Source organism: Actinoplanes sp. NPDC026670, from assembly GCF_040638175.1.
Taxonomy (GTDB): domain Bacteria; phylum Actinomycetota; class Actinomycetes; order Mycobacteriales; family Micromonosporaceae; genus Actinoplanes.
In genome coordinates, this window is record NZ_JBEZXU010000007.1 from 198,516 (window position 1) to 223,046 (window position 24,531).

Consider the following 24,531-nt stretch of genomic DNA (forward strand, 5'->3'; position numbering starts at 1 on the left):
GGCGGAGGAGCGACCCGGCGAAGGTTGGCGGACACCGCACTGGCCACAACGAACGGCCACAGCGAACGGCCACGCCGGGCGAAACGAGCGACCACGGCGGGCGAAGCGAACGGTTAGGCCGGGCGAAGCGAGCGACCACCCCGGGTGAAACGAACGGCTAGGCCGGGCGCAACCGAGCCGCCCGGCCTGACGAACGAAACGACGTGGCGACTAGCGCGCCGCCACGAAGACCCGCGACGCCACCTCACGCGGCAGCCGGATCTTGTCGCCGGCCGAGCCGTCGATGGTCACGCCGTCGCGCTCCTGGGCCACCGTCACCGTCGTGCCCGGGTTGATCCCGGCGGCGTGCAGCTGGCGCAGCACATCCGAGTTGGTCTGCACGCTCTCGCAGATGCGCTGGATGACGACGCTGCCGGTGAGCCCCGGGAACGCCAGGTTGCGCTCGCCGTGGACCAGGAGATCGGCCGTGTCGTCCGGAGCGCCGAGCTGGTCGAGACCGGGGATCGGGTTCCCATACGGCGAGCGGGTCGGCTTGTTGAGCAGCTCGTAGACCCGCTTCTCGACGGCGTCGCTCATCACGTGCTCCCAGCGGCAGGCCTCCTCGTGGGCCTCCTCGTAGGGCATCCCGATGACGTTGACGAGAAGCAGCTCGGCGAGCCGGTGCTTACGCATGACCGCGACCGCCGAAGCGCGGCCGAGGTCGGTGAGCACGAGGTGGCGGTCGCCCTCGACGGTGAGGAGGCCGTCGCGCTCCATCCGCGCGACGGTCTGGCTGACCGTGGGACCGCTCTGGTGCAGGCGCTCGGCGATCCGGGCGCGAAGCGCGGGCACACCTTCTTCTTCAAGCTCGAGAATGGTGCGCAGGTACATCTCAGTGGTATCGACGAGATCGTTCACGATGCGGCCCTCCCAGCAGCGATAATACCGCGTTGCGCAGGGTTGACCTCCGCCCCGGACAAGTGCCTGACGACCCTACCCGACGGCGGAACAGGTGTGCTAACAGCACATCGCCACGACCGGGGGACGTCCGGCGCATGGCAGCATGGCGGGCATGGCGGACGACACGACTGCGGTGGTCTGGGACAGTGCCCTGCTCGAGTACGACATGGGCGATCATCCTCTCAATCCGGTGCGGGTCGAGCTGACCATGGCCCTCGCCCGGGACCTGGGCATCCTGGACCGCCCCGGGGTCCAGATGATCGTGCCGGCGGAGGCAAGTGAGATCGATCTCACTCGGGTGCATCGCGTCGACTATCTGGACGCGGTCCGGATCGCCCCGATCGATCCGTTCTTCTCCGGCTGGGGACTGAACACTCCGGACAATCCCGTTTTCGACGACATGCATCAGGCCTCCGCCCGGATCTGCGGCGCCACCCTGGCCGCGGCCCAGGCGGTGTGGCACGGCGTGGCCCGCCGCGCGGTGAACGTGGCGGGCGGCCTGCACCACGCGATGCCCGCCCGGGCGGCCGGCTTCTGCGTCTACAACGACCCGGCCGTGGCCATCGCCTGGCTCCTGGAGCAGGGCGCGCAGCGGGTGGCGTACATCGACGTCGACGTGCACCACGGCGACGGGGTGCAGACCGCCTTCTACGACGACCCGCGGGTGCTCACGATCAGCCTGCACGAGTCGCCGCTGGCACTCTTCCCGGGCACCGGCTTCGCCGACGAGACGGGCGGGCCGAACGCGGAGGGCACCTCGGTCAACGTGGCGCTGCCACCCGGCACCGGGGACGCCGGCTGGCTGCGGGCCTTCCACGCGGTGGTGCCGTCGGTGGTCCGCGCCTTCGCCCCGGAGATCATCATCAGCCAGTGCGGCGCCGACGCCCACCGGCTCGACCCGCTGGCCGACCTGCGGCTGTCGGTGGACGGGCAGCGGGCCACGTACATCGCCATGCGCGCGCTCGCCGACGAGGTCTGCGACGGCCGCTGGGTGGCCACCGGCGGCGGTGGGTACGCACTTGTCGAAGTGGTTCCGCGGGCCTGGGCGCACCTGCTCGCGGTGGCCACCGGGGAGCCGCTGGCGCCGGAGACACGCATCCCGCAGCGGTGGCGCGCGCTGGCCGCCGCCCGCCGTCCGGGGGCTACCATTCCGGAGGCGATGACCGACGGGACCGAGCCCCCGCTGGAGTCCTGGCCGGGGACGAGCGACGACCCGGTGGACCGGGCCGTTCTCGCCACCCGGACCGCGGTCTTCCCGCTGCACGGCCTGGACCCCCACGATCCCCGGGATTGACTCATGGAGCGCAGCGCAGACGTTCTCCTCTCCGACGGGACGGCCGTCCACCTGCGCCGGATCCGGCCGGAGGACGCTCCGGCCATCGTGGACTTCCACTCCCGGATGAGCGACCGCACCCGCTACCTGCGTTACTTCTCGCCGTACCCCCGGATCCCGGAGCGTGACCTCCAGCGTTTCGTCAACGTCGACCACCGTGACCGGGAGGCGTTCGTGACGCTCGCCGACGGCCGGATCACGTCGGTCGGGCGGTATGAACGGCTCGGCCTGGACTCGCCGGAGGCCGAGGTCGCGTTCGTGGTGGAGGACGCGCATCAGGGCCGGGGGATCGGGTCGGTGCTGCTGGAGCACCTGGCCGATGCGGCCCGGGAGAACGGGATCACCAGGTTCGTCGCCGAGGTCCTCCCGGAGAACAACGGGATGCTGCGGGTCTTCGGCGACACCGGCTACCAGGTGCAGCGCCGCTACGCCGACGGCGTGGTGCACCTGAGCTTCCCGATCGAGCCGACCGAGAAGTCGCGTGAGGTGCAGGAGTCCCGCGAGCACCTGACCGAGGCCCGCTCGATCGCCCGGCTGCTCGCACCCCGGGGCATCGTCGTCTACGGCGCCAGCGCCACCGGCCACGGGATCGGCGCGCACATGCTCGGCAATCTGCGCGACGGCGGCTACACCGGGCATGTGGTTCCGGTGCATCCCTCCGCCGACCGGGTGGCCGGGCTCACCGCGTACCGCAGCGCTGTCGACGCCGGTGTGCCGATCGACCTGGCCCTGATCGCCGTGCCGGCCGACCGGGTGGCGGAAGCCGGGACGGATGCCGCCCGCGCGGGCGCGGGCGGCGGGGTGGTGGTCTCGGCAGGCTTCGCCGAGACCGGCCCGGAGGGCGCCGCGCAGCAGCGCGGCCTGGTCGAGGCGGCGAGAGCGGCCGGGTTGCGGGTGGTGGGCCCGTCCAGCTTCGGGATCGCCAACACCGATCCTTCGGTACGGCTGAACGCCACCCTCTCACCACGCCTGCCGAAGGCGGGGCGGGTCGGCTTCTTCAGTCAGAGCGGAGCGCTCGGTGTCGCCCTGCTGGCCGAGGCCGACCGGCGTGGTCTGGGCCTGTCCAGTTTCGTGTCGGCGGGTAACCGGGCCGACGTCTCCGGCAACGACCTGTTGCAGTACTGGCAGGACGATCCGGGCACCGACGTGGTCCTGCTCTATCTGGAGACCTTCGGCAACCCGCGCAAGTTCGCCCGGCTGGCCCGCCGGATCAGCCGGGTCAAACCGGTGGTGGCGGTGGCCTCGGCGACCCGCCCGCCGGGCCTCTCGGGTGATGCGCCGAGCCCCGACGCGCACGCGGTGACCGCCCTGTTCGCCCGTTCCGGGGTGATCCGGGTGGACACCGTCCAGGAGCTCTTCGACGTCGGCATGCTGCTCGCCCACCAGCCGCTGCCGGCCGGCCGGCGGGTCGCGGTGGTCGGCAACTCGTCGGCGCTGGCCGAGCTGGCGGTGGTCGCCTGCCGGTCGGCCGGGCTGGTGGTGGCCGACGGTTACCCGCGCGACACCGGCCCGGAGGCGGGCGCCCATGATCTCGCCGACACGCTCGCCGACGCGTCCGTGGACCCGTCGGTGGACGCGCTGGTGGTGGTCTTCGCGCCGCCGATGCCGGGCCGGCACGCCGACGAGGACGCGGATTTCGCCGCCGCGCTGGCGAGTGTGGCCCTGGCCGGTGAGAAACCGACGGTCGCGACGATGGTCTTCGGCCAGGCGCCGCCGCGGGTGCCCGCGTATCCGTCGGTCGAGGAGGCGGTCCGCGCGCTGTCCCGGGTGATGGGTTACGCCGACTGGCTGCGCCGCCCGCCCGGGGTCATGCCGGCCCTGTCCGGTGTGGATCCGGTCGCCGCGGAGGCCGCGGTCGCCGCCGAGTCACCGACCGGCCTGCTCGCCGCCTACGGCATCCGGGTGCTGCCGTCGACGCTCGCGCACAGCGTCGACGAGGCCATCGCCGCGGCGGTCCAGCTGGGCTTCCCGGTCGCGCTCAAGGCGGCCGGAGGGGCCTTGCGGCATCGGATCGACCTCGGCGCGGTGCGCCTCGCGGTCTCCGACGAGCCGGGGGTACGAGCGGCGTACGGCGAACTGGCCGGCGCGTTCGGCCCGGACGTCCTGGTGCAGACCATGGTGCCGCCGGGTGTCGCCTGCACGGTGGAGATGGTCGAGGATCCGGCGTTCGGCCCGGTGATCGGTTTCGGCCTCGGTGGCGTCGCCAGTGAGTTGCTGGGCGATCTGGCGTGGCGGGCCGCGCCGCTCACCGACCGGGCCGCCGAGGCGCTTGTCGACGAGCCACGGGCGGCCCCGCTGCTGCACGGTTACCGCGGGTCCACCCCGGTGGACCGGGCCGCCCTGATCGATCTGCTGCTGCGGGTGGGCCGGCTGGCCGACGAGCACCCGCGGGTCCGGTCGCTGACGCTGAACCCGGTGCTGGCCCGCCCGGACGGCTGGTCCGTGCTGCATGCCGCGATCGAGTTCGGCGATCCGGGGGCCCGGCCGGACACCGGCCCCCGGAGGTTGAGAAGCGTTTAGATCAGGAGGCGTAGGCCTCGAGGCGGGACGCCCGCTCCGGGTCACGAAGCTTCAGCATCGTCACCTTCTCGATCTGGCGGATCCGCTCGCGGCTGAGCCCGAACTCGCGGCCCACCTCGTCGAGGGTGCGCTGCCGGCCGTCGTCCAGGCCGAAGCGCAGCCGGATCACCGCGGACTCCCGCTCGGAGAGGGTGGACAGCACGATCTCCACCTCGCTGCGGAGCTCGCCCTGGGTGTGGCCCTCACCGGGCACGTTCGGGTCGACGGCGGCGACGAAGTCACCGAGGGCGCTCTCGCCGTCCTCACCGACCGCCTGGTCCAGGCTGACCGGCTCGCGGTCGTACGAGATCAGCTCGATGACCTGGAACTCCGGCACGTCCATCGCCTTGGCGATCTCGGCGATGCTGGGCTCCCGGCCGAGCTGGGCGGCCAGGTCGCGGCGGCAGCGGACCATGCGGTTGACCTGCTCGACCATGTGCACCGGGATACGGATGGTGCGGGCCTGGTCGGCCATGGCGCGGGTGATGGCCTGCCGGATCCACCAGGTGGCGTACGTGGAGAACTTGTAGCCCTTGGTGTAGTCGAACTTCTCGACCGCGCGGATCAGGCCGAGGTTGCCCTCCTGGATCAGGTCGAGGAAGGCCATGCCGCGGCCGGTGTACCGCTTCGCGATGCTGACCACGAGGCGCAGGTTGGCCTCGAGCAGGTGGTTCTTGGCGGCCTTGCCCTCCGCGGCGATGACCCGCAGAAGAGGCGCCAGGTCGGCGGGCGCCGCCGGCAGCTTCTCCTCGGCGTAGAGGCCCGCCTCGATGCGCTTGGAGAGCGTGACCTCCTCGACCGCGGTCAGCAGCCGGGTCCGGCCGATGCCGTTGAGGTAGGCACGGACCAGGTCGGCGGAAACCCCGCGCTCGTCCGTGGCGTCCAGGTCGGCCAGCGGCTCGACATCGTCGGTCATGCTGTCCTCAGCCGCCATGGACTCCGACGCCTTCATGTTCAGGACCACTTGGAGTCCCCTCCCCCGAGTAACGTCTCGTGCGAACCAGCCGCATCCGTGCCGGTGTGAGGGCTAGCTTCGTCCGTGGCGCGTTAAGCGGAGGTGAGGCCAGCGTCCAGGTGGCATGAATCGGGGAGAAGCCTGACGTCGTCAAACCGACAACGTGCGTGTCCGGGCCACCGGAGAATTTGCCGGAACTCGATAATGTGCATGGCCCTAGGAGGGGATCTGCGTGGTCTTCAAGCGAATGATGCAAGCGCTCGGCGTTGGCGGCCCGTCTGTCGACACCGTGCTGACCAATCCGAACACCTATCCCGGCGGTTACCTCGAGGGTCAGGTCCACGTGGTCGGTGGCGACCACGCGGTCGACATCGAGTATGTGGCGATCGGCCTGATGACCCGGGTCGAGGTGGAGAGCGGCGACAGTGAGTACCAGTCGAACCAGGAGTTCCACCGTCAGCGCCTGACCGGTTCGTTCAAACTGGAGCCCGGCGTGCGCCACGACGTGCCGTTCCGATTCGAGGTGCCCTGGCAGACCCCGATCACCGAGGTGTACGGCCAGCACCTGCACGGTATGACGATGGGCCTGGCCACCGAGCTCGAGGTGGCTCGCGCGGTCGACAAGTCGGACCTGGACACGGTGGCCGTGCACCCGCTGCCGGCCCAGGAGCGGATCCTCAACGCGCTGCTCCAGATCGGTTTCCGGTTCAGCAAGGCCGATGTCGAGCAGGGCCGGGTCTACGGGGTGGAGCAGCATCTGCCGTTCTATCAGGAGATCGAGTTCTACCCGCCGCCGCAGTACGCGAGCGGTATCAACCAGCTGGAGCTGACCTTCCTGCCGACGCCGCAGAAACTCCAGGTGATCCTGGAGCTGGACAAGCGCGGCGGCGTCTTCACCGAGGGGCACGACGCGTTCGGCAGCTTCGACGTCGACTACGCGACCGCCGACCAGATCGACTGGGTGTCCCGGCTCGACCAGTGGCTGCGCCAGTCCGCCTCACGCCGCGGGCTCTTCTTCTAGAGCTCCAGCAGGACCGTGCACGGTCCGACGTTCACCGATTCGACGAGCATGTGCGCCCGGAAGCGGCCGGTTTCGACCGTCGCTCCCCGGGCGCGCAGTGCTTTCACGTACTCCTCGATCAACGGTTCGGCGACCTCGGCCGGCGCGGCCGCGCTCCAGCTGGGCCGGCGGCCCTTACGCGCGTCGCCGTAGAGGGTGAACTGGCTGACCACCAGCAGCGGCGCGCCCAGGTCGGCGGCCGAACGGTCGTCCAGGACCCGCAGCTCCCACGTCTTGCGGGCCAGTTCGGCGGCCTTGGCCGGGGTGTCGTCGTGGGTCACGCCGACCAGCACCAGCAGGCCGTCCTCGATCTTGCCGACGATCGTCCCGTCCACGGTCACGCTCGCCCGGCTCACGGTCTGCACCAGCGCCCGCATGTGCTCCACTTCCCATCCTCGGCGACATCGCCCGCCCGTTCTCGGCGACGCCGTTTCCGGTCTTCGGTGACGCCGCTTCGCTGTCCTCGGCGACGCCGCTGACGGTAGCCGAGTCGTCCGTCAGCCCCGGAGGGTGCCGGGCGCCGCCGTGAACTCGGTGAATATCTCCTCGTCGGGCTTTCGGGCGGTGCCAGGATTTGCCTGGTCGGAGAGGGCCGCCGAAATGTGAGCTCCGATGGTGAGCGACCGACGTGCCCCGATCCTGGCGACTTGCACACGAATTGCACATCCGTGCGCCGGATCGACCGGACCCAGATGGGAGTTCAACCCATGCCCCTCACCAGCACCGCCACCGGGCGCGGCGCCGACACCTCTCGAGCAGCCCGCCCGGCCGGTCAGCCGGCGGCGGCCCGCCCGGCCCGGGGAGGCGACCCGGACGCGAATCGGCGCCAGGCCCGCTCGGTGGCCAAACAGCAGCAGGCGGCCGAGCGGATCGCCTCCGCCACCACCGAGATCTCAGCACAGAACGCCCAGGCCTCCGAGGCCTCCCGGCAGCTCTCCGAGGCGATGCAGCAGATCGCCGCCGGCGCCGAGGAGGCGTCCGGCGCGACCCAGGAGAGCCTGGCCGCGATGAACCAGGTCGAGGAACGGGTCAGCAGCCAGGAATCGACGACCCGCCAGGTGGCCGACCTGAGCCACGCCCTCCAGAGCCTGCTGAACGAGACCCGCAACGGGATCAGCAACCTGCTGGCGAACGTGGACAGCGCGTCGACCAGGCAGACCGAGTCGGTGGCCACCATCACCGAACTGGAGAAGCAGGCCGACGAGATCGGCGAGATCGTCAAGACGGTCGCGCACATCGCCGACCAGACCAACCTGCTGGCCCTGAACGCGGCCATCGAGGCGGCCCGCGCCCGGCAGCACGGCAAGGGTTTCGCGGTCGTCGCCGACGAGGTGCGCACCCTCGCCGAGACCAGCGAGCGCAGCGCCCGGCAGATCCGTGACCTGATCGACGAGGTGCGCAGCAGCGTCACCGAGATCGCCGGCGCGGTCCAGACGTCCGCCGAGACGGCCCGGGGCGAGGTGGAGAAGGGCAAGACGATCACCTCGCAGCTGGAGACGATCCGGGCCGACATGGGCACGATCATGGCCGGGGCGACCGAGATGGCCGCTGCCGCCGGGCAGGCCAAGAAGGCCGCGGCCAGCGCCAAGCAGCGGTCCGAGGAGATCGCCGCGGCGGCCGAGCAGCAGTCCGCGGCGTGCGAGGAGTCGCTCCAGACGGTCGCCCAGCAGACCCAGGCGCTGCGGCAGAGCGATCAGGCGTCCGAGTCGCTGGCCGAGGTCGCGGAGACACTGCGCAGCAGCACCGACATCGCCAAGAGCGCCGAGGAGGTGGCCTCGGCCGCCGAGGAGCTGTCGGCCGCGGTCGAGGAGATCAACCGGGCGGCGAGCCAGATCAACGTCGCGATCAACGAGATCAACACCGGTGCGCGTACGGCCGCCGAGAAGGGCCAGCAGACCGCCGAGGCGGTGAACCAGATCGAGCAGGGCGCCCAGCTCTCGTCCACCCGGGGCGGGGCGGCGGTGGAGCGGGCCGACGTGATCCTGGAACTGCTGGCCGGCAACAAGCAGGCCGTCGACTCGATGATCACCGCGATCGGCACGGCCGCCCGCGAGGGCATCGAGAACGTCCGCAAGGTGACCGAGCTGGAGCAGATCTCCCGGCGGATCGACAAGATCGTGGACGCCATCGCGAACGTCTCGATCCAGACCAACATGCTGGCGGTGAACGGGTCGGTCGAGTCGGCGCGGGCCGGCGAGTTCGGCAAGGGCTTCGCCGTGGTGTCCACCGACATCCGCAACCTGGCCCGGGATTCGGCGGACAACGCCGACCGGATCAAGGACCTGGTCAAGGCGGTGCAGGACCGGATCGTCGAGGTCCGGGCCGACCTGGAGGAGACCAGCCGGCTGTCGCTGGCCGAGGTGGAGGCGGCGAAGGCCACCACCGCCCGGCTCGAGGAGATCGAGCGCGACATGCAGCAGGTCCGCGGCGGCAATGAGGAGGTCCGCGAGGCGGCCCTGGCCATCGCGGAGACGCTGGGCCAGGTCAAGACCGGCCTGGAGCAGATCTCGTCGTCCGCCAACCAGGCCGAGCAGCTGGCCGGCCAGGCGTCCACCGCGGCCCGGGAACAGGCCCAGGGCGCCGAGGAACTCGCGGCCGCGGTCGAGGAGATCGCCGCGCTCGCCGACGAGCTGCAGAACGCCGCCTGAGCGGGACGGGGAAAGACATGGACGCCGACACCGATCTCGCCGACGACGAGTTCGACGAGAACAGCGACTTCGTCACGTTCGACATGGCGGGGGAGCAGTACGCCTTCCCGATGCAGCGGGTCCAGGAGATCATCCGGATGCCGGCCGTGGTGAAGGTGCCGCTCGGCCCGCCGTCGCTGGAGGGCCTGGCCAACCTGCGCGGCCGGGTGCTGCCGGTGGTCAGCCTGCGGATCTGCTGCGCGATGGAACAGACCGAGCACGACGAGACCACCCGGGTGATCGTGGTGGACGGCGGGGTGCCGCTCGGCTTCGTCGTCGACCGGGTCTCCAGCGTGATCAGCATAGACCCGCAGCAGGTGGAGTCGGCCGAGTCGGTGCAGTCGACGGTCAACTCGGACGTGCTGGTCGGGGTGATCAAGTCCGGCGAGGGCCAGATGACCACCGTGCTGGACGTGGACCGGCTGATCGGCACCCAGTTCACCCGGCTCGCCTCGGAGAAGCGGGGCGGCCGGGACAGCTCCGCGGTGACCCGGCTCGCCGCCGAAGGCGACGTCGAGGCCGATCTCGACGACACCCTGGAGCTGGTCAGCTTCGCGGTCGAGGGCCAGGAGTACGCCCTCCCGATCGACCAGGTGCAGGAGATCGTGCAGGCCCCCGAGTCGGTGAGCCACGTGCCGAACGCCGGCAGCCGGGTGCTGGGCGTGATCGACCTGCGTGGCCGGCTGCTGCCGGTGGTGAGCATGCGCCGGGTCTTCGGGCTGCCGGTGACGCCGCTCGAGCCGCAGAACCGGATCGTGGTGGTCTCCATCGACGGCGGCGTGGTCGGCGTGGTGATGGACACCGTCCGCGAGGTGCTGCGCGTGCCGCACGAGCTGGTCGCCCCGCTACCGAGCGTGGTGGCCGGTGAGGGCCGCAAGACCGAGGTGGAGTCGGTGTGCCGGCTCGAGGACGGCAAACGCCTGGTCTCGGTGCTGAGCGTGAACCGGATGTTCGACTCGCCGGAGGTACGCAACGAGATCGCCGACTACCGGCAGGAGGACGAGCCCGACATGCCCGATGAGCGGGCGGCCGACGACGGCCGCGGCGACGAGGAACTGTTCGTGGTGTTCCGCCTCGACGACGAGGAGTACGCCGTCGACGTCGACGCGGTGCAGGAGATCATCCGGGTGCCGGAGGCGCTGATCCGGGTGCCCAAGTCGTACGACTTCGTGGAGGGCCTGGTCAACCTGCGCGGCACCGTGCTGCCGGTGGTGGACCTGCGAACCCGGCTCGGGCTGGACCGGACCGAGCGCGACGAGCGGCAGCGGATCGTGGTGCTGATCATCGGCGGGGTCCGGACCGGGTTCATCGTCGACTCGGTGGCCGAGGTGGCCCGGGTCGGCCGCAACGTGCTGGAGCCGGCGCCGGAGCTCTCCGCCGAACAGGCGCGGGTGGTGTCCCGGGTGGCGAACCTGCCTGATCAGCAGCGGATGCTCCTGCTCGTGCAGGTGGATCAGCTGCTCGCGGCGGGCCAGGCGGATCAGGCGGCGGAGTTGAGCAGCACGGTCGCCGACGAGGCGCTCGTCGGGGTCTGATCGGAGTCTCGGGGTGCCTACGTCCGTACTCGTGGTCGACGACTCGGCGCTGATGCGGCGTGCTCTCAAGGGCATCCTCGCGGAGGCCGGCGGGTTCGAGGTGCACACCGCCCGCAACGGGGTGGACGCGCTGGAACAGCTCGGCCGCCTCCAGCCCGACGTGGTGACCCTGGACATCAACATGCCGGAGATGGACGGGCTCACCTGCCTGGCCCGGATCATGAAGGAGCAGCCCACTCCAGTGGTGATGGTCTCCTCCCTGACCGAGCACAACGCCCTGGTCACGCTGGAGGCGCTGGAGCTCGGTGCGGTGGACTACGTGCCGAAGCCGGGCGGCACGGTGTCGCTGAACATCGACGAGGTGTCGGCCGACCTGATCAACAAGGTGCGCAACGCCTCGGCGGCGAAGCTGAAACCGGCCGGTGGGCTGACCGCCCGGATCAGGGCGCACAGCCGGCGGGCCGCCGCCGTGCCACCCGGGCGGGACCTCGGTGCGGTCGGTGCGGTGGACCTGGTCCTGATCGGATCGTCCACCGGCGGCCCGGCGCTGCTGTCCGACCTGCTCCCGCAACTGCCCGAGACGCTCGGTGCGCCTGTGGTGGTGGCCCAGCACATCCCGGCCTCGTTCACCGGGGCGCTGGCCCGCCGCCTCGACGAGACCTGCGCGCTGCGGGTGCACGAGGTCGACCGGATCATGACGGTGCAGCGCGGGAACGTCTACATCGGGCGGGGCAACGCCGACGTGGTGGTGGCCCGGCGGACCGACGGGCTGATCGTCAAGAGCGTGCCGTCCACGCCCGAGTTCCGCTGGCATCCGAGCGTGGACCGGCTGGTCGGCTCGGCCCGCCGCTACATCGATCCCAGCCGGCTGGTCTGCGCGCTGCTCACCGGCATGGGCGACGACGGCGCCAAGGAGATGGCCGCGGTCAAGGAGGGCGGCGGGCGGACCATCGCCGAGTCCGAGGAGACAGCCGTGGTCTGGGGCATGCCGGGGGAACTGGCCCGCCGGGGTGGGGCCACCGTCGTGCTGCCGTCCTACGAGATCGCGGAGAAGCTGGCCGACTGGGTCCGCTGAGCGGTCGGCTTCCGCTGAGCGCCGAGGAAGAGAGAAGCACGATGGGACTCGTCCGCAAGCAGACCCCGCAGCAGCCGGAGGAGGTCCGGCCCGAGCCGCCCGACACGGAGACACTGCTGAGCCAGCTGGACGACCCCGATCCGGACTGCCGGCGGGAGGCCGCGCTCGGCCTGGTCGATGCCGCCGAGGCGGTGCCGGAGCTACTGGCCCGGGTGGGCGCCGAGGAGGATCCACGGGTCCTGGAGTCGATCCTCACCACCCTCGCGGCCCGCGACACCGAGGAGGTAGCCGGCGGGCTCGCGGTGCACCTGGCCAGCGACGAGGCGTTGCTGCGGACGGCCGTCGCGGCGGCGCTCGCGACCATGCCGCAGTCGGTCCCGGCGCTGCTGCCGACCCTGCTGGCCGCCCCCGACCACGACGTCCGTGTGATGACCGCGATGGTGCTGGCCGACCTGCCACATCCGGAGGCGCACACCTGGCTGGTCCGGATGATCTGCGAGGACCCGCACCCGAACGTGGTGACCGGGGCGATCGACGCGCTGCTGCCGTCGGCCACCGCCGAGGACGCCCAGCTGCTGCGCGACGCCGTGGAGCGCTTCCCGGACGACCCGTTCCTGCGGTTCACGGTGAACTCGGCGCTGCCCCGGCTGACCGGGACGACGTGATGACGAGCGCTGCCGCCACGGGGTTGTCCGACGCCGACTTCACCCGGTTCTGCGACTACTTCTACAAGCGCACCGGGATCCACTTCACGCCGTCGAAGCGGTACTTCGTCGACAAGCGGATCGACACCTGCATCCGCAACTCCCGGTACGACACGTTCGCGAGCTGGTTCGCGGCGCTGCGGACAGCCGACCGGAGCGACATGCTCCAGGAGCTGATCAACCAGCTCACCGTCAACGAGACCTACTTCCTGCGCGAGGACTACCAGTTCGACGCCATGCTCAGCACGGTGCTGCCGAACGTGCTGGCCGCCCGCGGTGGCGCCGGCCGGATCACCGGGCCGGTGAAGATCCTCTCGCTGCCGTGCTCGACCGGCGAGGAGCCGTACTCCATCGCTCTCCGCCTTCTCGAGGAATGGGACCAGATCGACCACGTGGACGTCGAGATCCACGGCGCCGACATCGACAGCGAGGTGCTCGCCAAGGCGGCCCACGCCAGCTACGGCGAACGGTCCGTGCAGCGGGTGCCGAAGACCTGGCTGAGCAAGTACTTCGTCGCCGTCGGATCCGGGCGCTTCCAGGTCGACGAGGGCATCCGCAGCGCCGTGACGCTGCACCGGGTGAACATCTGCGACACCGCCGCGATGCGCGCGTTCCGTGACTTCGACGTCATCTTCTGCCGCAACGTGCTCATCTACTTCGACGAGCTGTCCAGCCGCCGGGCCGCCGAGAACCTGTACGGCGCCATGCGCCCCGGCGGCTACCTGTTCCTCGGCCACTCCGAGTCGATGAGCCGGATCTCGCCGATCTTCACGCCGACCCGCCTGCCGGAGGGCCTCGTGTACCAGCGACCGAGCGGAGCCAAGTGATGACCGCGGATACCCCGACCAGAGCCCGGGTGCTCGTCGTCGACGACGCCGCCACGGTGCGGCTCTACCACTCCAGCCTGCTCACCGACGCCGGGTTCGAGGTGAGCGAGGCGGCGAACGGCCTGGAGGCGGTCGAGGCGGCGCTCGGCGCCTCGTTCGACCTGTTCGTGGTCGACGTGAACATGCCGAGGATGAACGGCTACACCTGCGTCGAGACGCTCCGTTCGGAGACGGTCGGCACCGCCGCCCCGGTCGTGATGATCAGCACCGAGGACCGGCCCGGGGACGCCGACCGGGCGTACCAGGCCGGCGCGAACCTCTACCTGGTCAAACCGGTGGCCGGCGAGCGGCTGGCCCGGATCGCCACGATGCTGACCGCCGGGAGGGACGCGGCATGAACCCGTTGCTCGCACAGTTCCTCGCCGAGGCCAACGACCTGCTGGCCCAGGTCGACGAAGGGCTGCTTCAGCTGGAACGGGTACCCGGCGACCCGGAGCTGGTCAACGAGGTGTTCCGGGCCGCGCACACCTTCAAGGGCTCGTCCGGCCTCTTCGACTTCCCCGAGCTGACCCGGCTCACCCACGCCGCCGAGGACCTGCTGGACGCGGTCCGTGGCGGCCGGCTGGGGCTCGACTCGCAGATGACCGACGACCTGCTGGCCGCCTTCGACCTGATCCGCGGCTGGCTGGCCCACGTCACCGCGCACGAACGGCTCCCGGCCAGCGCCGGGACCGACGCGGCCGGGCTGATCACCAAACTGCGCGCCCCGCTCGGCGGCGACACCGCGCCCGCCGCGGCAGTCGTGGGCGTGCCGGCGCCGGTGATCGACGCCGCCCCGGACTGGCTGGCGTGGTTCGACGCCGAATGGCTCACCGAGATCGCCGCCTGGCTCGCCACCACCACGTCGACCATGCGGTTCGTCTACTACACGCCGGACACCGACTGCTTCTTCCGGGCCGAGGACCCGCTGCACCTGGTCCGCCAGGTGCCCGGCCTGGAACGGCTCGGCGTGGTGCAGCCACCGGCCTGGCCCGACCCGGACGAATACGACGAGTACACCTGCATGCTGTCGTTCGTCGTGGCCACCCGGGCCGCCCTCGGCGAACTGGAGTACCTGTTCCGCTACGTCCCCGACCAGATCCAGATCGTCGAACTGGACTCCGGCGCGATCACCAGGCACCTCAGCGGCGAGCCACCGCTCACCACCGAGCTGCCGGTCACCGTCGCGATCACCCCGATGATCGACTCGGAGCTGGCCGCCGACGCCCGCGCCGTGCTGCACGCGGCGCACCGCACCCTGACGATGGACGGCCCGGCCGTCGAAGGCACCCGGCTGGGGTCGGCACGGCACGCGGTCACAGCCGCGGCCCGCGCCCTCGGCCTGGCCGTGAACCTGGCCGAGGCCGGCCCGGACGAGCTGATCGCGACAGTCGTCCGGCTCGCCGGCGAGGCCGCCCCGGCCCCGGCGCCGGCCGTCATCCCGGACACCTCCGACATCGCGGTGCCGCCGCCGGCCCCGATGGTGGTCCCGGCCGAGCCGGCCGGCCGAGCCGACGACCCGGGCGGCCAGGTCGGCACCCGGGTCCTCAAGGTCGACCAGGAGAAGGTGGACCGGCTGATGGAGCTGGTCGGCGAGCTCAACGTGGCCAAGAACGGCCTGACCTTCCTGGCCGACGCCGCCGAGGAGGAGTTCGGCAGCCGGATCCTCAGCCGCCGGATCAAGGACCAGTACGCCGGCATGCACCGGATCGCCGAGGAACTCCAGGCGGCGGTGATGGACGTCCGGATGCTGCCGCTGTCGGTGGCGTTCGGCCGGTTCCCACGACTCGTCCGCGACCTCAGCCGGCGGCTCGGCAAGACCATCGAGCTGGTCACCGAGGGCGAGGACACGATGGCCGACAAGGACGTCATCGAGGCGCTCGGCGACCCGCTGGTGCACCTGGTGCGCAACAGCCTCGACCACGGCATCGAACCGTCCGACGAACGGATCGCGGCCGGCAAACACGGTGCGGCCCGCCTGACCCTCGCGGCGGTGGCCGACGGCGACGCGGTGATCGTCGAGGTCTCCGACGACGGGCGGGGCGTCGACCCGGACCGGGTCAAGCGCAAGGCGTACGAGAAAGGCCTGATCTCCGAGGAGGAGCTGGAGTCGCTCTCCGACACCGAAGCGGTCGACCTGGTGTTCCGCCCCGGATTCTCGACCGCCGACCAGGTTTCGGATCTCTCCGGACGGGGAGTCGGGATGGACGCCGTCCGGGCCAGCGTGGAGAAGCTCGGCGGCACCGTGACCATGCGCTCCAAACTGGGCCAGGGCACATCCACCCGGCTGCGGCTGCCGCTGTCGATGGCGGTCACCCAGGTGATGGTGGTCAGCGTCGCCGGGCAGCGGTTCGGCATCCCGGTCGACCTGGTCGTCGAGACGGTACGGGTCCCGGCCGGCGAGATGAGCCGGGTGCTGCACCAGGAGGTGGTGATGATGCGCGGCGAAGTGGTCCCGGTGATCGACCTGGCCCGCGCCCTGGACATGCCGTGGACGCTCGACGACGACGCCGACCGGCCGATCCTCGTGGTCAGCGTGAACAACCAGCGGGTCGGCCTGCTGGTCGAACAGTTCCACCGCGAGGTCGACGTGATCCTCAAGCCGATGGAGGGCCTGCTCGCGTACGCCGACGAGTTCTCCGGAACCGCCCTGCTCGGTGACGGTCTGGTCCTGCTGGTGCTCAACATGAAGGAGGTGCTCGGTCTTGCCGCTCGAGTTGCATGAGGAGACCGCCAACCTGGTCGGCGTCGTCACGGTCGACGAGGTGGAACAGCTGACCGGCTGGCTGCGTACCGCCAAGCGGCCGAAGATCTCCCTGCGCCGATGCAACCATCTGCACACCGGCGCACTCCAGGCCCTGCTGCTTTTCCGTCCGAAGATTTCTTCAGCACCGAACGACGCCTTCCTGGCGGCCCAGGTGCTGCCACTGCTCGCGGGGAGCGGTGGCCCAGCCAACAAGCAGGGAAGCGATCCTCCATGACCACTGTGATGCTCGTCGACGACTCCGCCACCATGCTCATGAGCCTCAAGGCGATCCTGACCAAGGCCGGCTACGCCGTCGAGACCGCCGGCCACGGCAAGGAGGCGCTCGACAAACTCGGCAAGGGCGTCAAGCCGAACCTGATCATCAGCGACGTGAACATGCCGCAGATGGACGGGATCACCTTCGCCCGCGAGGCCCGCAAGGCCCCGGGTATGCGCTTCACCCCCATCCTCATGCTGACCACCGAGTCGGAGCAGACCAAGCGGGCCGAGGCCAAGGCCGCCGGCGCCACCGGCTGGCTGGTCAAGCCGGTCGGCCCGGACCAGCTCCTCGGCGTGATCAAGCAGGTTCTGCCCGGGGCCTGACCGACTGACCGACTGACCGGCGAAACGGAGGTATCGCATGCCAAGTCTTCTCCGCAAGTTCTCGCTGACACCTGCCGAAACGGAGGAGCCGGGGCTGCTCCCCGACGTCGTCGCCGGTGCGCTGGACCCGGTCCCGTCGTACTGCGACGTGGTCGACGGGCACGTGCGTGACGTCATCGAGCAGACCGGCGAAGCCGCGCACGCGATCATCCAGCAGCTCGTGAAGGTCGACTCACTGGCGGAGGTGATGGCCGGCGACGTGGCGCAACTCGCCGGCACCCTCAGCCGGACCGAGACCGAGCTGAGCCAGGTCAGCACCAGCAACGACCAGCTGGTCGGGCGCCTGATCTCGTACTTCCTGCACCGCGACCATCAGATCCGGGCGCTGGTCGAGCAGATGCGTGAGCTCGACCAGCACGTCAAACAGATCGAGGAGGTCAGCCGGGCCACCAACATCCTCGCGCTGAACGCGATGATCGAGGCGGTCCGGGCCGGCGAGGCGGGCGAGGGCTTCTCGGTGGTCGCCGACGAGGTACGCAAACTGGCCCACCGGTCGGCCGAGGCCGCGCACGGCATCGGCACGAACATCGGTGACCTCACCGCCAAGCTGGACGCGGTGCTCTCCGACGACACCCAGTTCGACCGGGACCAGGAGTTGCCGGCCGGCAGCGAGGACACCGCGATGACCCGCCGGCTGGGCGGCATCGCCAACGCCCAGCGGGAGATGTCGGAGATGGTCGCCGGCATCCTCAAGGACACGGTCAGCGCCGCCGACCAGGTGCAGCGCAGCTCGGCCGCGCTCACCTCGGAGACCACCGGCGCCGTCGGGCACGTCCAGTTCCAGGACATCAGCCGGCAGATGCTGGAGCACGTCGCGGACGCGGTCGGCGACGTCCGGCGGCAGACCGAGGACGTCGCCGCGTACGCCCGCGGCGCCCTCACCGAGGAGGAGCTGATCGCCCGGATGATCAGCGTGGAGGACCTGCGCGCCAAACACGTGATGTCGCGGCAGCGGAGCACCCACGCCGAGCAGACCGGCGGCTCGCACACCGACGCCGAACCCCTCATCGAACTGTTCTGACCGGACCAGCCAAGCGAGAGGTGCCGCCATGCCCCGCGCCGAGAACCACGGCCAGGAGCAGCCAACCGAGCAGGATGCCGTGAAGGCGCTGGCGGACCTCGTCGGCCCGCAGATGGCCGAGGGGCTGTGGAGCCTGTCCGTGCAGGCGCTCGGCCTGCGGCGGCCGATCACCACCTCGGCCGACCTGCGTAGGGTGGCCGAGCACGTGATGGAGGTCGGCGAGCTGAGCCGGGTGGCCGGCCGCTCGCTCAAGGTCCGGATCATCACCTACGAAGCCCTGGCGCGGACGGTCCAGGCGTAAGTGACCCCTGGCCGACCTGCCATCATGGGGTCGTGACGTTCTCCCTGCCGGTGCCGGCCGAAGCCAACGACCTCCTCAACCGTGACCCGCTCGCGGTGACCCTCGGGATCGTGCTGGACCAGCAGATCACCCTGGAGAAGGCGTTCACCTCGCCGTGGGTGCTGGCGCAGCGGCTCGGGCACGAGCCGGCCGCCGCCGAGCTGGCCGACTTCGACCCGGAGGCGCTGGTCGCCGTCTTCTCCGAGCCGCCCGCCCTGCACCGGTTCCCGAAGGCGATGGCGGCCCGGGTGCAGGAGGTCTGCCGGGTGATCACCGACGAGTACGACGGGGACGCCGCCGGCCTCTGGCGCGGCGTGGCCGACGGCGCCGAGCTCTACAAGCGGATCTTCGCGCTGCCCGGCTTCGGCAAACAGAAGGCGCAGATCTTCGTGGCGCTGCTCGGCAAGCTCTACGACGTCCGGCCGGACGGCTGGCGCGAGGCGGCCGGCGGCTACGGCGAGGAAGGCTCCTACAAGTCGGTGGCCGACATCGTCGACGCCGAGTCGCTGGGTAAGGTCCGGGCCTACAAGAAGCAGGTCAAGGCCGAGGCGAAAGCGGCCAAGGAGGCCTGAGTCCCGCCCCGCTGGGCACGATGGCCCGCCCGGTGGGAGGATGACGAGGTCGATCGGAGACCTCGCGTGAAGAAGCATCCGGAGCGTCCGGTGTTGATCACCGACGCCGCTCGCAGCCAGGACGATCAACTCCGTAGCCGCCAGATCCGCTACGTCACGATGATGAGCGTCCGGGCCTTCTGCCTGATCCTCGGCGGGATCCTGATCAGTGCCCGGGTGCCGTTGCTGCCGCTCTGGTTGAGCCTCTGCGCCCTGGGGATGGTCCTGCTGCCCTGGATGGCCGTGCTGATCGCAAACGACCGCCCGCCCAAATCCAAGGCCGAGCGCGCCGCCGACGCGGCCGCCCGCGAGGACGTCCGCCGGGCACTGACCGAGCCGCCTCCGGCGCCCGACTACATCACCATCGACTCCGAGGTGATCGACGAGCCCCGCCGCCGCGCCGACTGAGTCCCGATCCCGACCAAGGGCGTCCGCTTCGCCCGCTTTTCCGAGAAGGTTGCCGTCCAGCACCATGCGGCCCCAAACCCGCCTGCGGTACGGCTAGCCGGACCTCAGACAGGTCTCGGCGGGTTCATAACGTGCCTGAGGTCCGGCTGGTTGTGCCGAGCCGGACCTCAGACCGGTTATGGGTGGCGTATTACCTGTCTGAGGTCCGGCTAGCCGTCACTCAGGCAGGTGGGTGAGTGGGGTGCTCTGGGGCCGGGCGGGCGCCGACCCGGGAGACGGCCAGCGCGCCCAGCACCGCCCCGGCCCGCAGCGCGGCAGACGGTGACGACCCCGCGCACCATGCCCCGAGCAGCCCGGCCGCGAAGGCGTCACCGGCGCCCGTCGGGTCCTTCACCGGCACCGGGGAGGCGGCCACCGGGAACACGCCGTCCGGGCCGGCCCACACTGCTCCGGCTGCGCCCTGTTTCACCACCACGTTGCGTACGTGCGCGGTCAGCCGCCCCGCCTGTTCGGCCGCCGGGCCTGGACCGGCGAGCACGTCGGCCTCGTCCGCGTTGCACAGGAGCAGGTCGGTTCCCCGTACCCAGGAAAGGAACTCCCCGGCCCCGGCATCGCGCAAGGGGGCCGCGGACGCCGCGTCGACGCTCACCGTGAGACCTCGCCGCGAAGCGGCCGTGAGGGCCGCCCGGCCCGCCGGACGGGAGCCCGCGTGCAGCAGCGGATAGCCGGAGAGGTGCAGATGGCTGCCGGCCGGGGCGCCGGTGATCGCGGCGGTGACGTGGTCCGGTTCGATGCGCAGCGAGGCGCCCCGGTCGGTGATCATGGTGCGTTCGGCGGCTCCGGTGAGCACCACCACGCTGCCGGTGGCGACGCCTGGGAGGACCTGCACCGCGCACCGCACGCCGGCCGCGGTGAGTTCGCTCACCCGGTCGTGCCCGGCCTGGTCGTCGCCGACCGCCGCGATCAACGTCACCTCCTGGCCCGCGTGGGCCAGCCAGGCGGCGGTGTTCGCGGCCTGGCCGCCACCGGCGACCCGGATCGCCGCGTCCGTGTCCGAGCCCGCCCGGATCTCTCCGTCGTGCTCGACCAGGACGTCGGTGACCAGGTCGCCGACAACGAGGATCATGCCGCCACACCGAAACCGGCGGGCGCCACCAAAGCGCCGAAACCGGCGGGCGCAGCCCAAGTGCCGGAAGCGGCGGCCGCCGCCGAAGCGCCGGTAGCGGCGAGGGTCATGCCGGTACGGCGAAACCGACGGGCGCGGCAGAGCCGTCGGTCGCGGCCACCGCGATCTGCGCGGCCAGCGCGGCGTTGCGCAGGATGATCCGGATGTTGACCGCCAGACTGCGGCCCTCGGTGCTGGAGTGGAAGTGGCCCAGCAGGAACGGGGTGACCGCCTTGCCGGTGATGTTCTGCTCGGCCAGCAGGTTCAGCCCGGTCGCCAGGGTCCGGTCGTGCAGGGCCGGCTCCAGCTGCTCCTCGGCCGGCAGCGGGTTGGCCAGCACCAGCGCGCCGTCGGCGACGCCCTGGTCGGCGCGGGCCTTGATGAAGTCGGCGACCTGCTTCGGCGAGTCGAGCTGCCAGTCCAGGTCGAAGCCGCCGTCGGTGATGAAGAAGCCGGGGAAGCGGCGGGTCCGGTAGCCGGCGACGGAGACGCCGAGCGTCTCCAGCCGCTCCAGGGTGGCGCCTACGTCCAGGATCGATTTGACCCCGGCGCAGACCACGACGATCGGGGTACGGGCGAGCGCCGTCAGGTCGGCCGACTCGTCATACGTGACGTTCGCCTCCCGGTGCACCCCGCCGAGCCCGCCGGTGGCGAACACGCCGATCCCGGCCGCCGCGGCGATCGCGCTGGTGGCCGCGACGGTGGTCGCGCCGTCGGAGCGCCGGGCCGCTGCGATCGCCAGGTCGCGCACCGACAGCTTGGCCACCGCCTCGGCTGACGCCAGCCGCTCCACCTGGGCGTCCTCGAGGCCGACGATCACCTCGCCGTCGATCATGCCGATGGTGGCCGGCACCGCGCCGTTGTCCCGGACGGCCTGCTCGATCTCCCGTGCCACCCGGATGTTGTCGGGGTGCGGCAGCCCGTGCGAGATGATCGTGCTCTCCAGGGCCACCACCGGACGGCCGTCCCGCCGGGCACGGGTCACGTGCTCGCCGTATCGAATCGCGAAGTCAGTCACGGGGTAAACCGTACGGTGCGGGCCGTCGTCATGATCCCGGGACCGCACGTGAGACCGGTCGCGTTGTCGTTGGACCGGTCCGGCGTGAGGTGTCAGACTTGTCGGCTGGAGCTTGGCTTATTTCATGAAGGGCAGATAACCGTGAGCACCCAGATCCTGGAGCGTCCGGAGACCAAGGACGCCGACACCGGTCCCGAGATGTTCCACTACGTCCGCAAAGAGAAGATCGCCGAGAGCGCGGTCATGGGCAACTTCGTGGTAGCTCTCTGCGGCGAGACGTTCCCGGTGACCAAGTCGCCGAAGCCCGGATCGCCGGTCTGCCCGCAGTGCAAGGAGATCTACGAAGCCATGAAGGCCTGATCGGGGCGTGACGGGCGGATATCCGCTGCTCGTCGCGGATCTGATCGGTGTGGCGGTGTTCGCCGCCTCGGGCGCCTCGGCCGGCGTCGCGAAACGACTCGACCTGTTCGGTGTCGCGTTCGTCGGCTTCGCGGCCGCGCTCGGCGGTGGCATCCTGCGTGACCTGGTGATCGGCGCCGCGCCTCCGCTGGCGTTCGCCGACTGGCGTTACGCGGTGACCGCGGTGGCCGCCTCGATCGCGGCGTTCTGGCTGCACCCGGCGTTGCACCGGGTGCGGCGTACGGTGCTGGCGCTGGACGCCGCCGGGCTCGGGCTGTTCACCGTGACCGGCACGCTGAAGGCGATCGAAGCCGGTGTGCCGGCGGTCGGCGCCTGCCTGGTGGGGATGCTCACAGCGATCGGCGGAGGCTTGACCCGCGACCTGCTCACCGGCGAGATCCCGGTGGTGCTGCAACGAGAGATCTACGCGGTGGTCGCCCTGGGCGGCGCCGTGCTGGTGGCCGTCCTGCACCGGATCGGCCAGACCGGTGTGATCCCGCTCGCGATCGCCGCGGTCACGATGACCGGCGTCCGGCTGATCGCGCTGCGCCGGCGATGGTCGGCTCCCGTCGCGGTGCCGTGACGGCACCCGGCAACATTCCATGGCTATGCTGGATCCCGCCTCCGCGCCCCTTCATCGCGGGGGTTTTTCCTTGGGAGAAGGGATCACCGCAGCTTGAGCCCGCCTGTGCCGAACCTGGAGATCTTTCCGCCGCTGCGGGACTGGCAGCGTAAGGCGATGGTGACCTATCTCCGTCGCCGTTCCGAGGACTTCATGGCCGTGGCGACGCCCGGCGCCGGCAAGACCACGTTCGCGCTCCGGATCGCGGCCGAGTTGCTGGCCGACGGCACGTGCGACGCGGTCACCGTGGTCTGCCCGACCGAGCACCTGAAGACGCAGTGGTCGCTTGCGGCGGCCCGGGTCGGCATCCAGCTCGACCCGAAATTCCGCAACTCCGAGGTGCACTCGTCGCGTGACTTCCACGGCGCGGTGCTCACTTACGCCCAGGTCGGCATGGCGCCGGCGGTGCACAAGCGGCGCACGCTGTCCCGCCGCACGTTCGTCATCCTCGACGAGATCCACCACGCCGGTGACTCGCGGACCTGGGGTGACGGCGTCAAGGACGCCTTCGAGCCGGCCGAGCGGCGCCTGCTGCTCACCGGCACACCGTTCCGGTCCGACGAGAATCCGATCCCGTTCGTCTCCTACGAGCGGGGGCAGGACGGCATTCAAAGATCAAAGGCCGATTCGGTGTACGGCTACGCCGACGCGCTGAAGGACCGGGTCGTGCGCCCGGTCCTGTTCATGGCCTACTCGGGTGAGACCCGCTGGCGTACCAACGCCGGTGACGAGCTGGCCGCCCGCCTGGGCGAGCCGATGACCAAGGACCTGATCGCGCAGGCCTGGCGGACCGCCCTGGACCACCGGGGCGACTGGATGCCGCAGGTGATGCGGGCCGCCGACGCCCGGCTCACCAAGATCCGCGAGCACGGCATGCCCGACGCCGGTGGCCTGGTCATCGCGAGTGACCAGCAGTCCGCCCGGGCGTACGCGAAGTTGCTGCACGAGCTGACCGGCGAGGCGGCCACCGTGGTCCTCTCCGACGACGAGGGCGCCTCGGGCCGGATCGCCGAGTTCGCCGCCTCGGAGAAACGCTGGATGGTCGCGGTCCGGATGGTGTCGGAGGGTGTCGACATCCCGCGCCTGGCCGTCGGCGTCTACGCCACCAGCGCGTCCACCCCGCTCTACTTCGCGCAGGCGATCGGCCGGTTCGTGCGGTCCCGGGTGCCCGGCGAGACCGCCACCGTGTTCCTGCCCAGCGTCCCGCATCTGCTCGGCCTGGCCAGCGAGATGGAGGCGCAGCGCAACCACGTGATCGGCGCGCCGAAGGAGAAGGACGGGCTCGACGACGACGTCCTGGAGCGCGCGCAGAAGACCGAGGATGCGCTCGGCGACCTGGACAAGATGTTCGAGGCGCTGTCCGCGACGGCCGAGCTGGACCAGGTCATCTACGAGGGCACGTCGTTCGGCACCGGCGCCCGGACCGGCACCGCCGAGGAGGCCGACTATCTGGGGCTGCCCGGCCTGCTCACCCCGGACCAGGTGACCACCCTGCTGAACAAGCGCCAGGCCGACCAGATGGCGGCCCAGAAACGGCGTCAGGCGGAGGAGCCCAAGCCGGACGAGACGGTCCGGCCGGAACCGGTCGTGCCGATGAGCGCGGGGGAGCGGCGCAACAGCCTGCGCCGTCAGCTGAACACGCTGGTGGCGGCCCACCACCACCGGACGAACCTGCCGCACGGCAAGATCCACGCGGAGCTGCGCCGGATCTGCGGCGGCCCGCCCAGCGCACAGGCGACGATCGAGCAGCTCGAGGAGCGAATCGCTACGATCCAGTCGTTCTGAGGTCACCGGGTTTCTCTCCGATCCGTCTCGCCGGGGCCGA

24 protein-coding genes are annotated in these 24,531 nt (G+C 70.9%); 19 read left to right on the forward strand and 5 right to left on the reverse strand.

Annotated features, from left to right (window positions below; all coding sequences use genetic code 11):
* Positions 1-210: 210 nt before the first annotated feature.
* Complete coding sequence (locus AB0E94_RS09770; protein ID WP_360324563.1) at positions 211-900, reverse strand: metal-dependent transcriptional regulator; 690 nt, start codon at positions 898-900, stop codon at positions 211-213.
* Positions 901-1,051: 151 nt separating this feature from the next.
* On the opposite strand from AB0E94_RS09770, the gene AB0E94_RS09775 reads away from it, so the two are divergent.
* Together AB0E94_RS09775 and AB0E94_RS09780 are read left to right on the forward strand one after the other, a co-directional pair.
* Positions 1,052-2,233, forward strand: coding sequence for an acetoin utilization protein AcuC (locus AB0E94_RS09775; protein ID WP_360324464.1), 1,182 nt, complete (start codon positions 1,052-1,054; stop codon positions 2,231-2,233).
* A 3-nt stretch (positions 2,234-2,236) separates the two neighbouring features.
* Complete coding sequence (locus AB0E94_RS09780) at positions 2,237-4,792, forward strand: GNAT family N-acetyltransferase (RefSeq protein WP_360324466.1); 2,556 nt, start codon at positions 2,237-2,239, stop codon at positions 4,790-4,792.
* A 1-nt stretch (position 4,793) separates the two neighbouring features.
* On the opposite strand, the gene sigB is transcribed toward AB0E94_RS09780, so the two are convergent.
* Positions 4,794-5,765: an RNA polymerase sigma factor SigB gene (gene sigB, locus AB0E94_RS09785; protein ID WP_360324565.1), complete on the reverse strand. Its 972-nt coding sequence runs from the start codon at positions 5,763-5,765 to the stop codon at positions 4,794-4,796.
* A 253-nt stretch (positions 5,766-6,018) separates the two neighbouring features.
* On the opposite strand from sigB, the gene AB0E94_RS09790 reads away from it, so the two are divergent.
* On the forward strand, positions 6,019-6,807 hold the full coding sequence (locus AB0E94_RS09790) for a sporulation protein (RefSeq protein ID WP_360324468.1): 789 nt from the start codon (positions 6,019-6,021) through the stop codon (positions 6,805-6,807).
* On the opposite strand, the gene dtd is transcribed toward AB0E94_RS09790, so the two are convergent.
* Positions 6,804-7,223 (reverse strand): D-aminoacyl-tRNA deacylase, encoded by a 420-nt coding sequence (gene dtd, locus AB0E94_RS09795; RefSeq protein ID WP_360324568.1) that lies wholly within the window; start codon positions 7,221-7,223, stop codon positions 6,804-6,806. The two genes, AB0E94_RS09790 and dtd, sit on opposite strands and share 4 nt — an antisense overlap.
* Positions 7,224-7,553: 330 nt before the next feature.
* Here dtd and AB0E94_RS09800 point away from each other — a divergent pair, with 330 nt between their 5' ends.
* The 13 genes from AB0E94_RS09800 to AB0E94_RS09860 all read left to right on the forward strand — a co-directional run bounded on the left by AB0E94_RS09800 (position 7,554) and on the right by AB0E94_RS09860 (position 19,502).
* The gene (locus tag AB0E94_RS09800; RefSeq protein ID WP_360324470.1) at positions 7,554-9,494 is read left to right on the forward strand and encodes a methyl-accepting chemotaxis protein; all 1,941 of its coding nucleotides are present in this window, start codon (positions 7,554-7,556) and stop codon (positions 9,492-9,494) included.
* 17 nt (positions 9,495-9,511) lie between these two features.
* The gene (locus AB0E94_RS09805) at positions 9,512-11,068 is read left to right on the forward strand and encodes a chemotaxis protein CheW (RefSeq protein WP_360324472.1); all 1,557 of its coding nucleotides are present in this window, start codon (positions 9,512-9,514) and stop codon (positions 11,066-11,068) included.
* A gap of 13 nt (positions 11,069-11,081) precedes the next feature.
* Entirely contained in the window at positions 11,082-12,143 is a 1,062-nt protein-coding gene (gene cheB / locus AB0E94_RS09810; RefSeq protein WP_360324474.1) for a chemotaxis-specific protein-glutamate methyltransferase CheB, read from the forward strand.
* A gap of 41 nt (positions 12,144-12,184) precedes the next feature.
* Positions 12,185-12,808, forward strand: a complete 624-nt coding sequence (locus AB0E94_RS09815; protein WP_360324476.1) for a HEAT repeat domain-containing protein — start codon at positions 12,185-12,187, stop codon at positions 12,806-12,808.
* On the forward strand, positions 12,808-13,674 hold the full coding sequence (locus tag AB0E94_RS09820; protein WP_360324478.1) for a protein-glutamate O-methyltransferase CheR: 867 nt from the start codon (positions 12,808-12,810) through the stop codon (positions 13,672-13,674). Before AB0E94_RS09815 ends, AB0E94_RS09820 begins: the two co-directional genes overlap by 1 nt.
* A complete protein-coding gene (locus tag AB0E94_RS09825; RefSeq protein WP_360324480.1) occupies positions 13,674-14,072 on the forward strand; it encodes a response regulator in 399 nt (132 codons plus the stop codon). Before AB0E94_RS09820 ends, AB0E94_RS09825 begins: the two co-directional genes overlap by 1 nt.
* The gene (locus tag AB0E94_RS09830) at positions 14,069-16,438 is read left to right on the forward strand and encodes a chemotaxis protein CheA (RefSeq protein WP_360324482.1); all 2,370 of its coding nucleotides are present in this window, start codon (positions 14,069-14,071) and stop codon (positions 16,436-16,438) included. The genes AB0E94_RS09825 and AB0E94_RS09830 overlap by 4 nt, the downstream gene beginning before the upstream one ends.
* Positions 16,419-16,694, forward strand: coding sequence for a hypothetical protein (locus AB0E94_RS09835; RefSeq protein ID WP_360324484.1), 276 nt, complete (start codon positions 16,419-16,421; stop codon positions 16,692-16,694). The genes AB0E94_RS09830 and AB0E94_RS09835 overlap by 20 nt, the downstream gene beginning before the upstream one ends.
* Entirely contained in the window at positions 16,691-17,062 is a 372-nt protein-coding gene (locus AB0E94_RS09840) for a response regulator (protein ID WP_317790663.1), read from the forward strand. Before AB0E94_RS09835 ends, AB0E94_RS09840 begins: the two co-directional genes overlap by 4 nt.
* Before the next feature lie 37 nt (positions 17,063-17,099).
* A complete protein-coding gene (locus AB0E94_RS09845; RefSeq protein ID WP_360324486.1) occupies positions 17,100-18,143 on the forward strand; it encodes a methyl-accepting chemotaxis protein in 1,044 nt (347 codons plus the stop codon).
* 28 nt (positions 18,144-18,171) lie between these two features.
* A complete protein-coding gene (locus AB0E94_RS09850) occupies positions 18,172-18,444 on the forward strand; it encodes a hypothetical protein (protein ID WP_360324488.1) in 273 nt (90 codons plus the stop codon).
* A 32-nt stretch (positions 18,445-18,476) separates the two neighbouring features.
* Positions 18,477-19,055 (forward strand): HhH-GPD-type base excision DNA repair protein, encoded by a 579-nt coding sequence (locus tag AB0E94_RS09855; RefSeq protein WP_360324490.1) that lies wholly within the window; start codon positions 18,477-18,479, stop codon positions 19,053-19,055.
* A 66-nt stretch (positions 19,056-19,121) separates the two neighbouring features.
* Entirely contained in the window at positions 19,122-19,502 is a 381-nt protein-coding gene (locus AB0E94_RS09860) for a DUF3099 domain-containing protein (RefSeq protein WP_360324492.1), read from the forward strand.
* Positions 19,503-19,722: 220 nt separating this feature from the next.
* Here the strand turns inward: AB0E94_RS09860 and AB0E94_RS09865 are convergent, their stop codons facing one another.
* Entirely contained in the window at positions 19,723-20,628 is a 906-nt protein-coding gene (locus AB0E94_RS09865; RefSeq protein WP_360324494.1) for a sugar kinase, read from the reverse strand.
* Positions 20,629-20,734: 106 nt separating this feature from the next.
* On the reverse strand, positions 20,735-21,685 hold the full coding sequence (locus tag AB0E94_RS09870) for a pseudouridine-5'-phosphate glycosidase (protein WP_360324496.1): 951 nt from the start codon (positions 21,683-21,685) through the stop codon (positions 20,735-20,737).
* Between the two features lie 135 nt (positions 21,686-21,820).
* Here AB0E94_RS09870 and AB0E94_RS09875 point away from each other — a divergent pair, with 135 nt between their 5' ends.
* From AB0E94_RS09875 to AB0E94_RS09885, 3 genes are all read left to right on the forward strand, one after another.
* Positions 21,821-22,045 (forward strand): DUF3039 domain-containing protein, encoded by a 225-nt coding sequence (locus AB0E94_RS09875; protein ID WP_360324570.1) that lies wholly within the window; start codon positions 21,821-21,823, stop codon positions 22,043-22,045.
* Between the two features lie 7 nt (positions 22,046-22,052).
* Positions 22,053-22,667: a trimeric intracellular cation channel family protein gene (locus AB0E94_RS09880; protein WP_360324498.1), complete on the forward strand. Its 615-nt coding sequence runs from the start codon at positions 22,053-22,055 to the stop codon at positions 22,665-22,667.
* Between the two features lie 93 nt (positions 22,668-22,760).
* Positions 22,761-24,491, forward strand: a complete 1,731-nt coding sequence (locus tag AB0E94_RS09885; protein WP_360324500.1) for a DEAD/DEAH box helicase — start codon at positions 22,761-22,763, stop codon at positions 24,489-24,491.
* The last annotated feature ends 40 nt before the right edge of the window (positions 24,492-24,531 follow it).

Bases quoted from the DNA above. Each gene is read 5' to 3' on its own strand.
- AB0E94_RS09775 (WP_360324464.1), top strand. From the start codon at position 1,052: ATGGCGGACGACACGACTGCGGTGGTCTGGGACAGTGCCCTGCTCGAG.
- AB0E94_RS09780 (WP_360324466.1), top strand. From the start codon at position 2,237: ATGGAGCGCAGCGCAGACGTTCTCCTCTCCGACGGGACGGCCGTCCAC.
- sigB (WP_360324565.1), bottom strand. From the start codon at position 5,765: ATGGCGGCTGAGGACAGCATGACCGACGATGTCGAGCCGCTGGCCGAC.
- dtd (WP_360324568.1), bottom strand. From the start codon at position 7,223: ATGCGGGCGCTGGTGCAGACCGTGAGCCGGGCGAGCGTGACCGTGGAC.
- AB0E94_RS09800 (WP_360324470.1), top strand. From the start codon at position 7,554: ATGCCCCTCACCAGCACCGCCACCGGGCGCGGCGCCGACACCTCTCGA.
- AB0E94_RS09805 (WP_360324472.1), top strand. From the start codon at position 9,512: ATGGACGCCGACACCGATCTCGCCGACGACGAGTTCGACGAGAACAGC.
- AB0E94_RS09815 (WP_360324476.1), top strand. From the start codon at position 12,185: ATGGGACTCGTCCGCAAGCAGACCCCGCAGCAGCCGGAGGAGGTCCGG.
- AB0E94_RS09820 (WP_360324478.1), top strand. From the start codon at position 12,808: ATGACGAGCGCTGCCGCCACGGGGTTGTCCGACGCCGACTTCACCCGG.
- AB0E94_RS09825 (WP_360324480.1), top strand. From the start codon at position 13,674: ATGACCGCGGATACCCCGACCAGAGCCCGGGTGCTCGTCGTCGACGAC.
- AB0E94_RS09830 (WP_360324482.1), top strand. From the start codon at position 14,069: ATGAACCCGTTGCTCGCACAGTTCCTCGCCGAGGCCAACGACCTGCTG.
- AB0E94_RS09840 (WP_317790663.1), top strand. From the start codon at position 16,691: ATGACCACTGTGATGCTCGTCGACGACTCCGCCACCATGCTCATGAGC.
- AB0E94_RS09845 (WP_360324486.1), top strand. From the start codon at position 17,100: ATGCCAAGTCTTCTCCGCAAGTTCTCGCTGACACCTGCCGAAACGGAG.
- AB0E94_RS09850 (WP_360324488.1), top strand. From the start codon at position 18,172: ATGCCCCGCGCCGAGAACCACGGCCAGGAGCAGCCAACCGAGCAGGAT.
- AB0E94_RS09865 (WP_360324494.1), bottom strand. From the start codon at position 20,628: ATGATCCTCGTTGTCGGCGACCTGGTCACCGACGTCCTGGTCGAGCAC.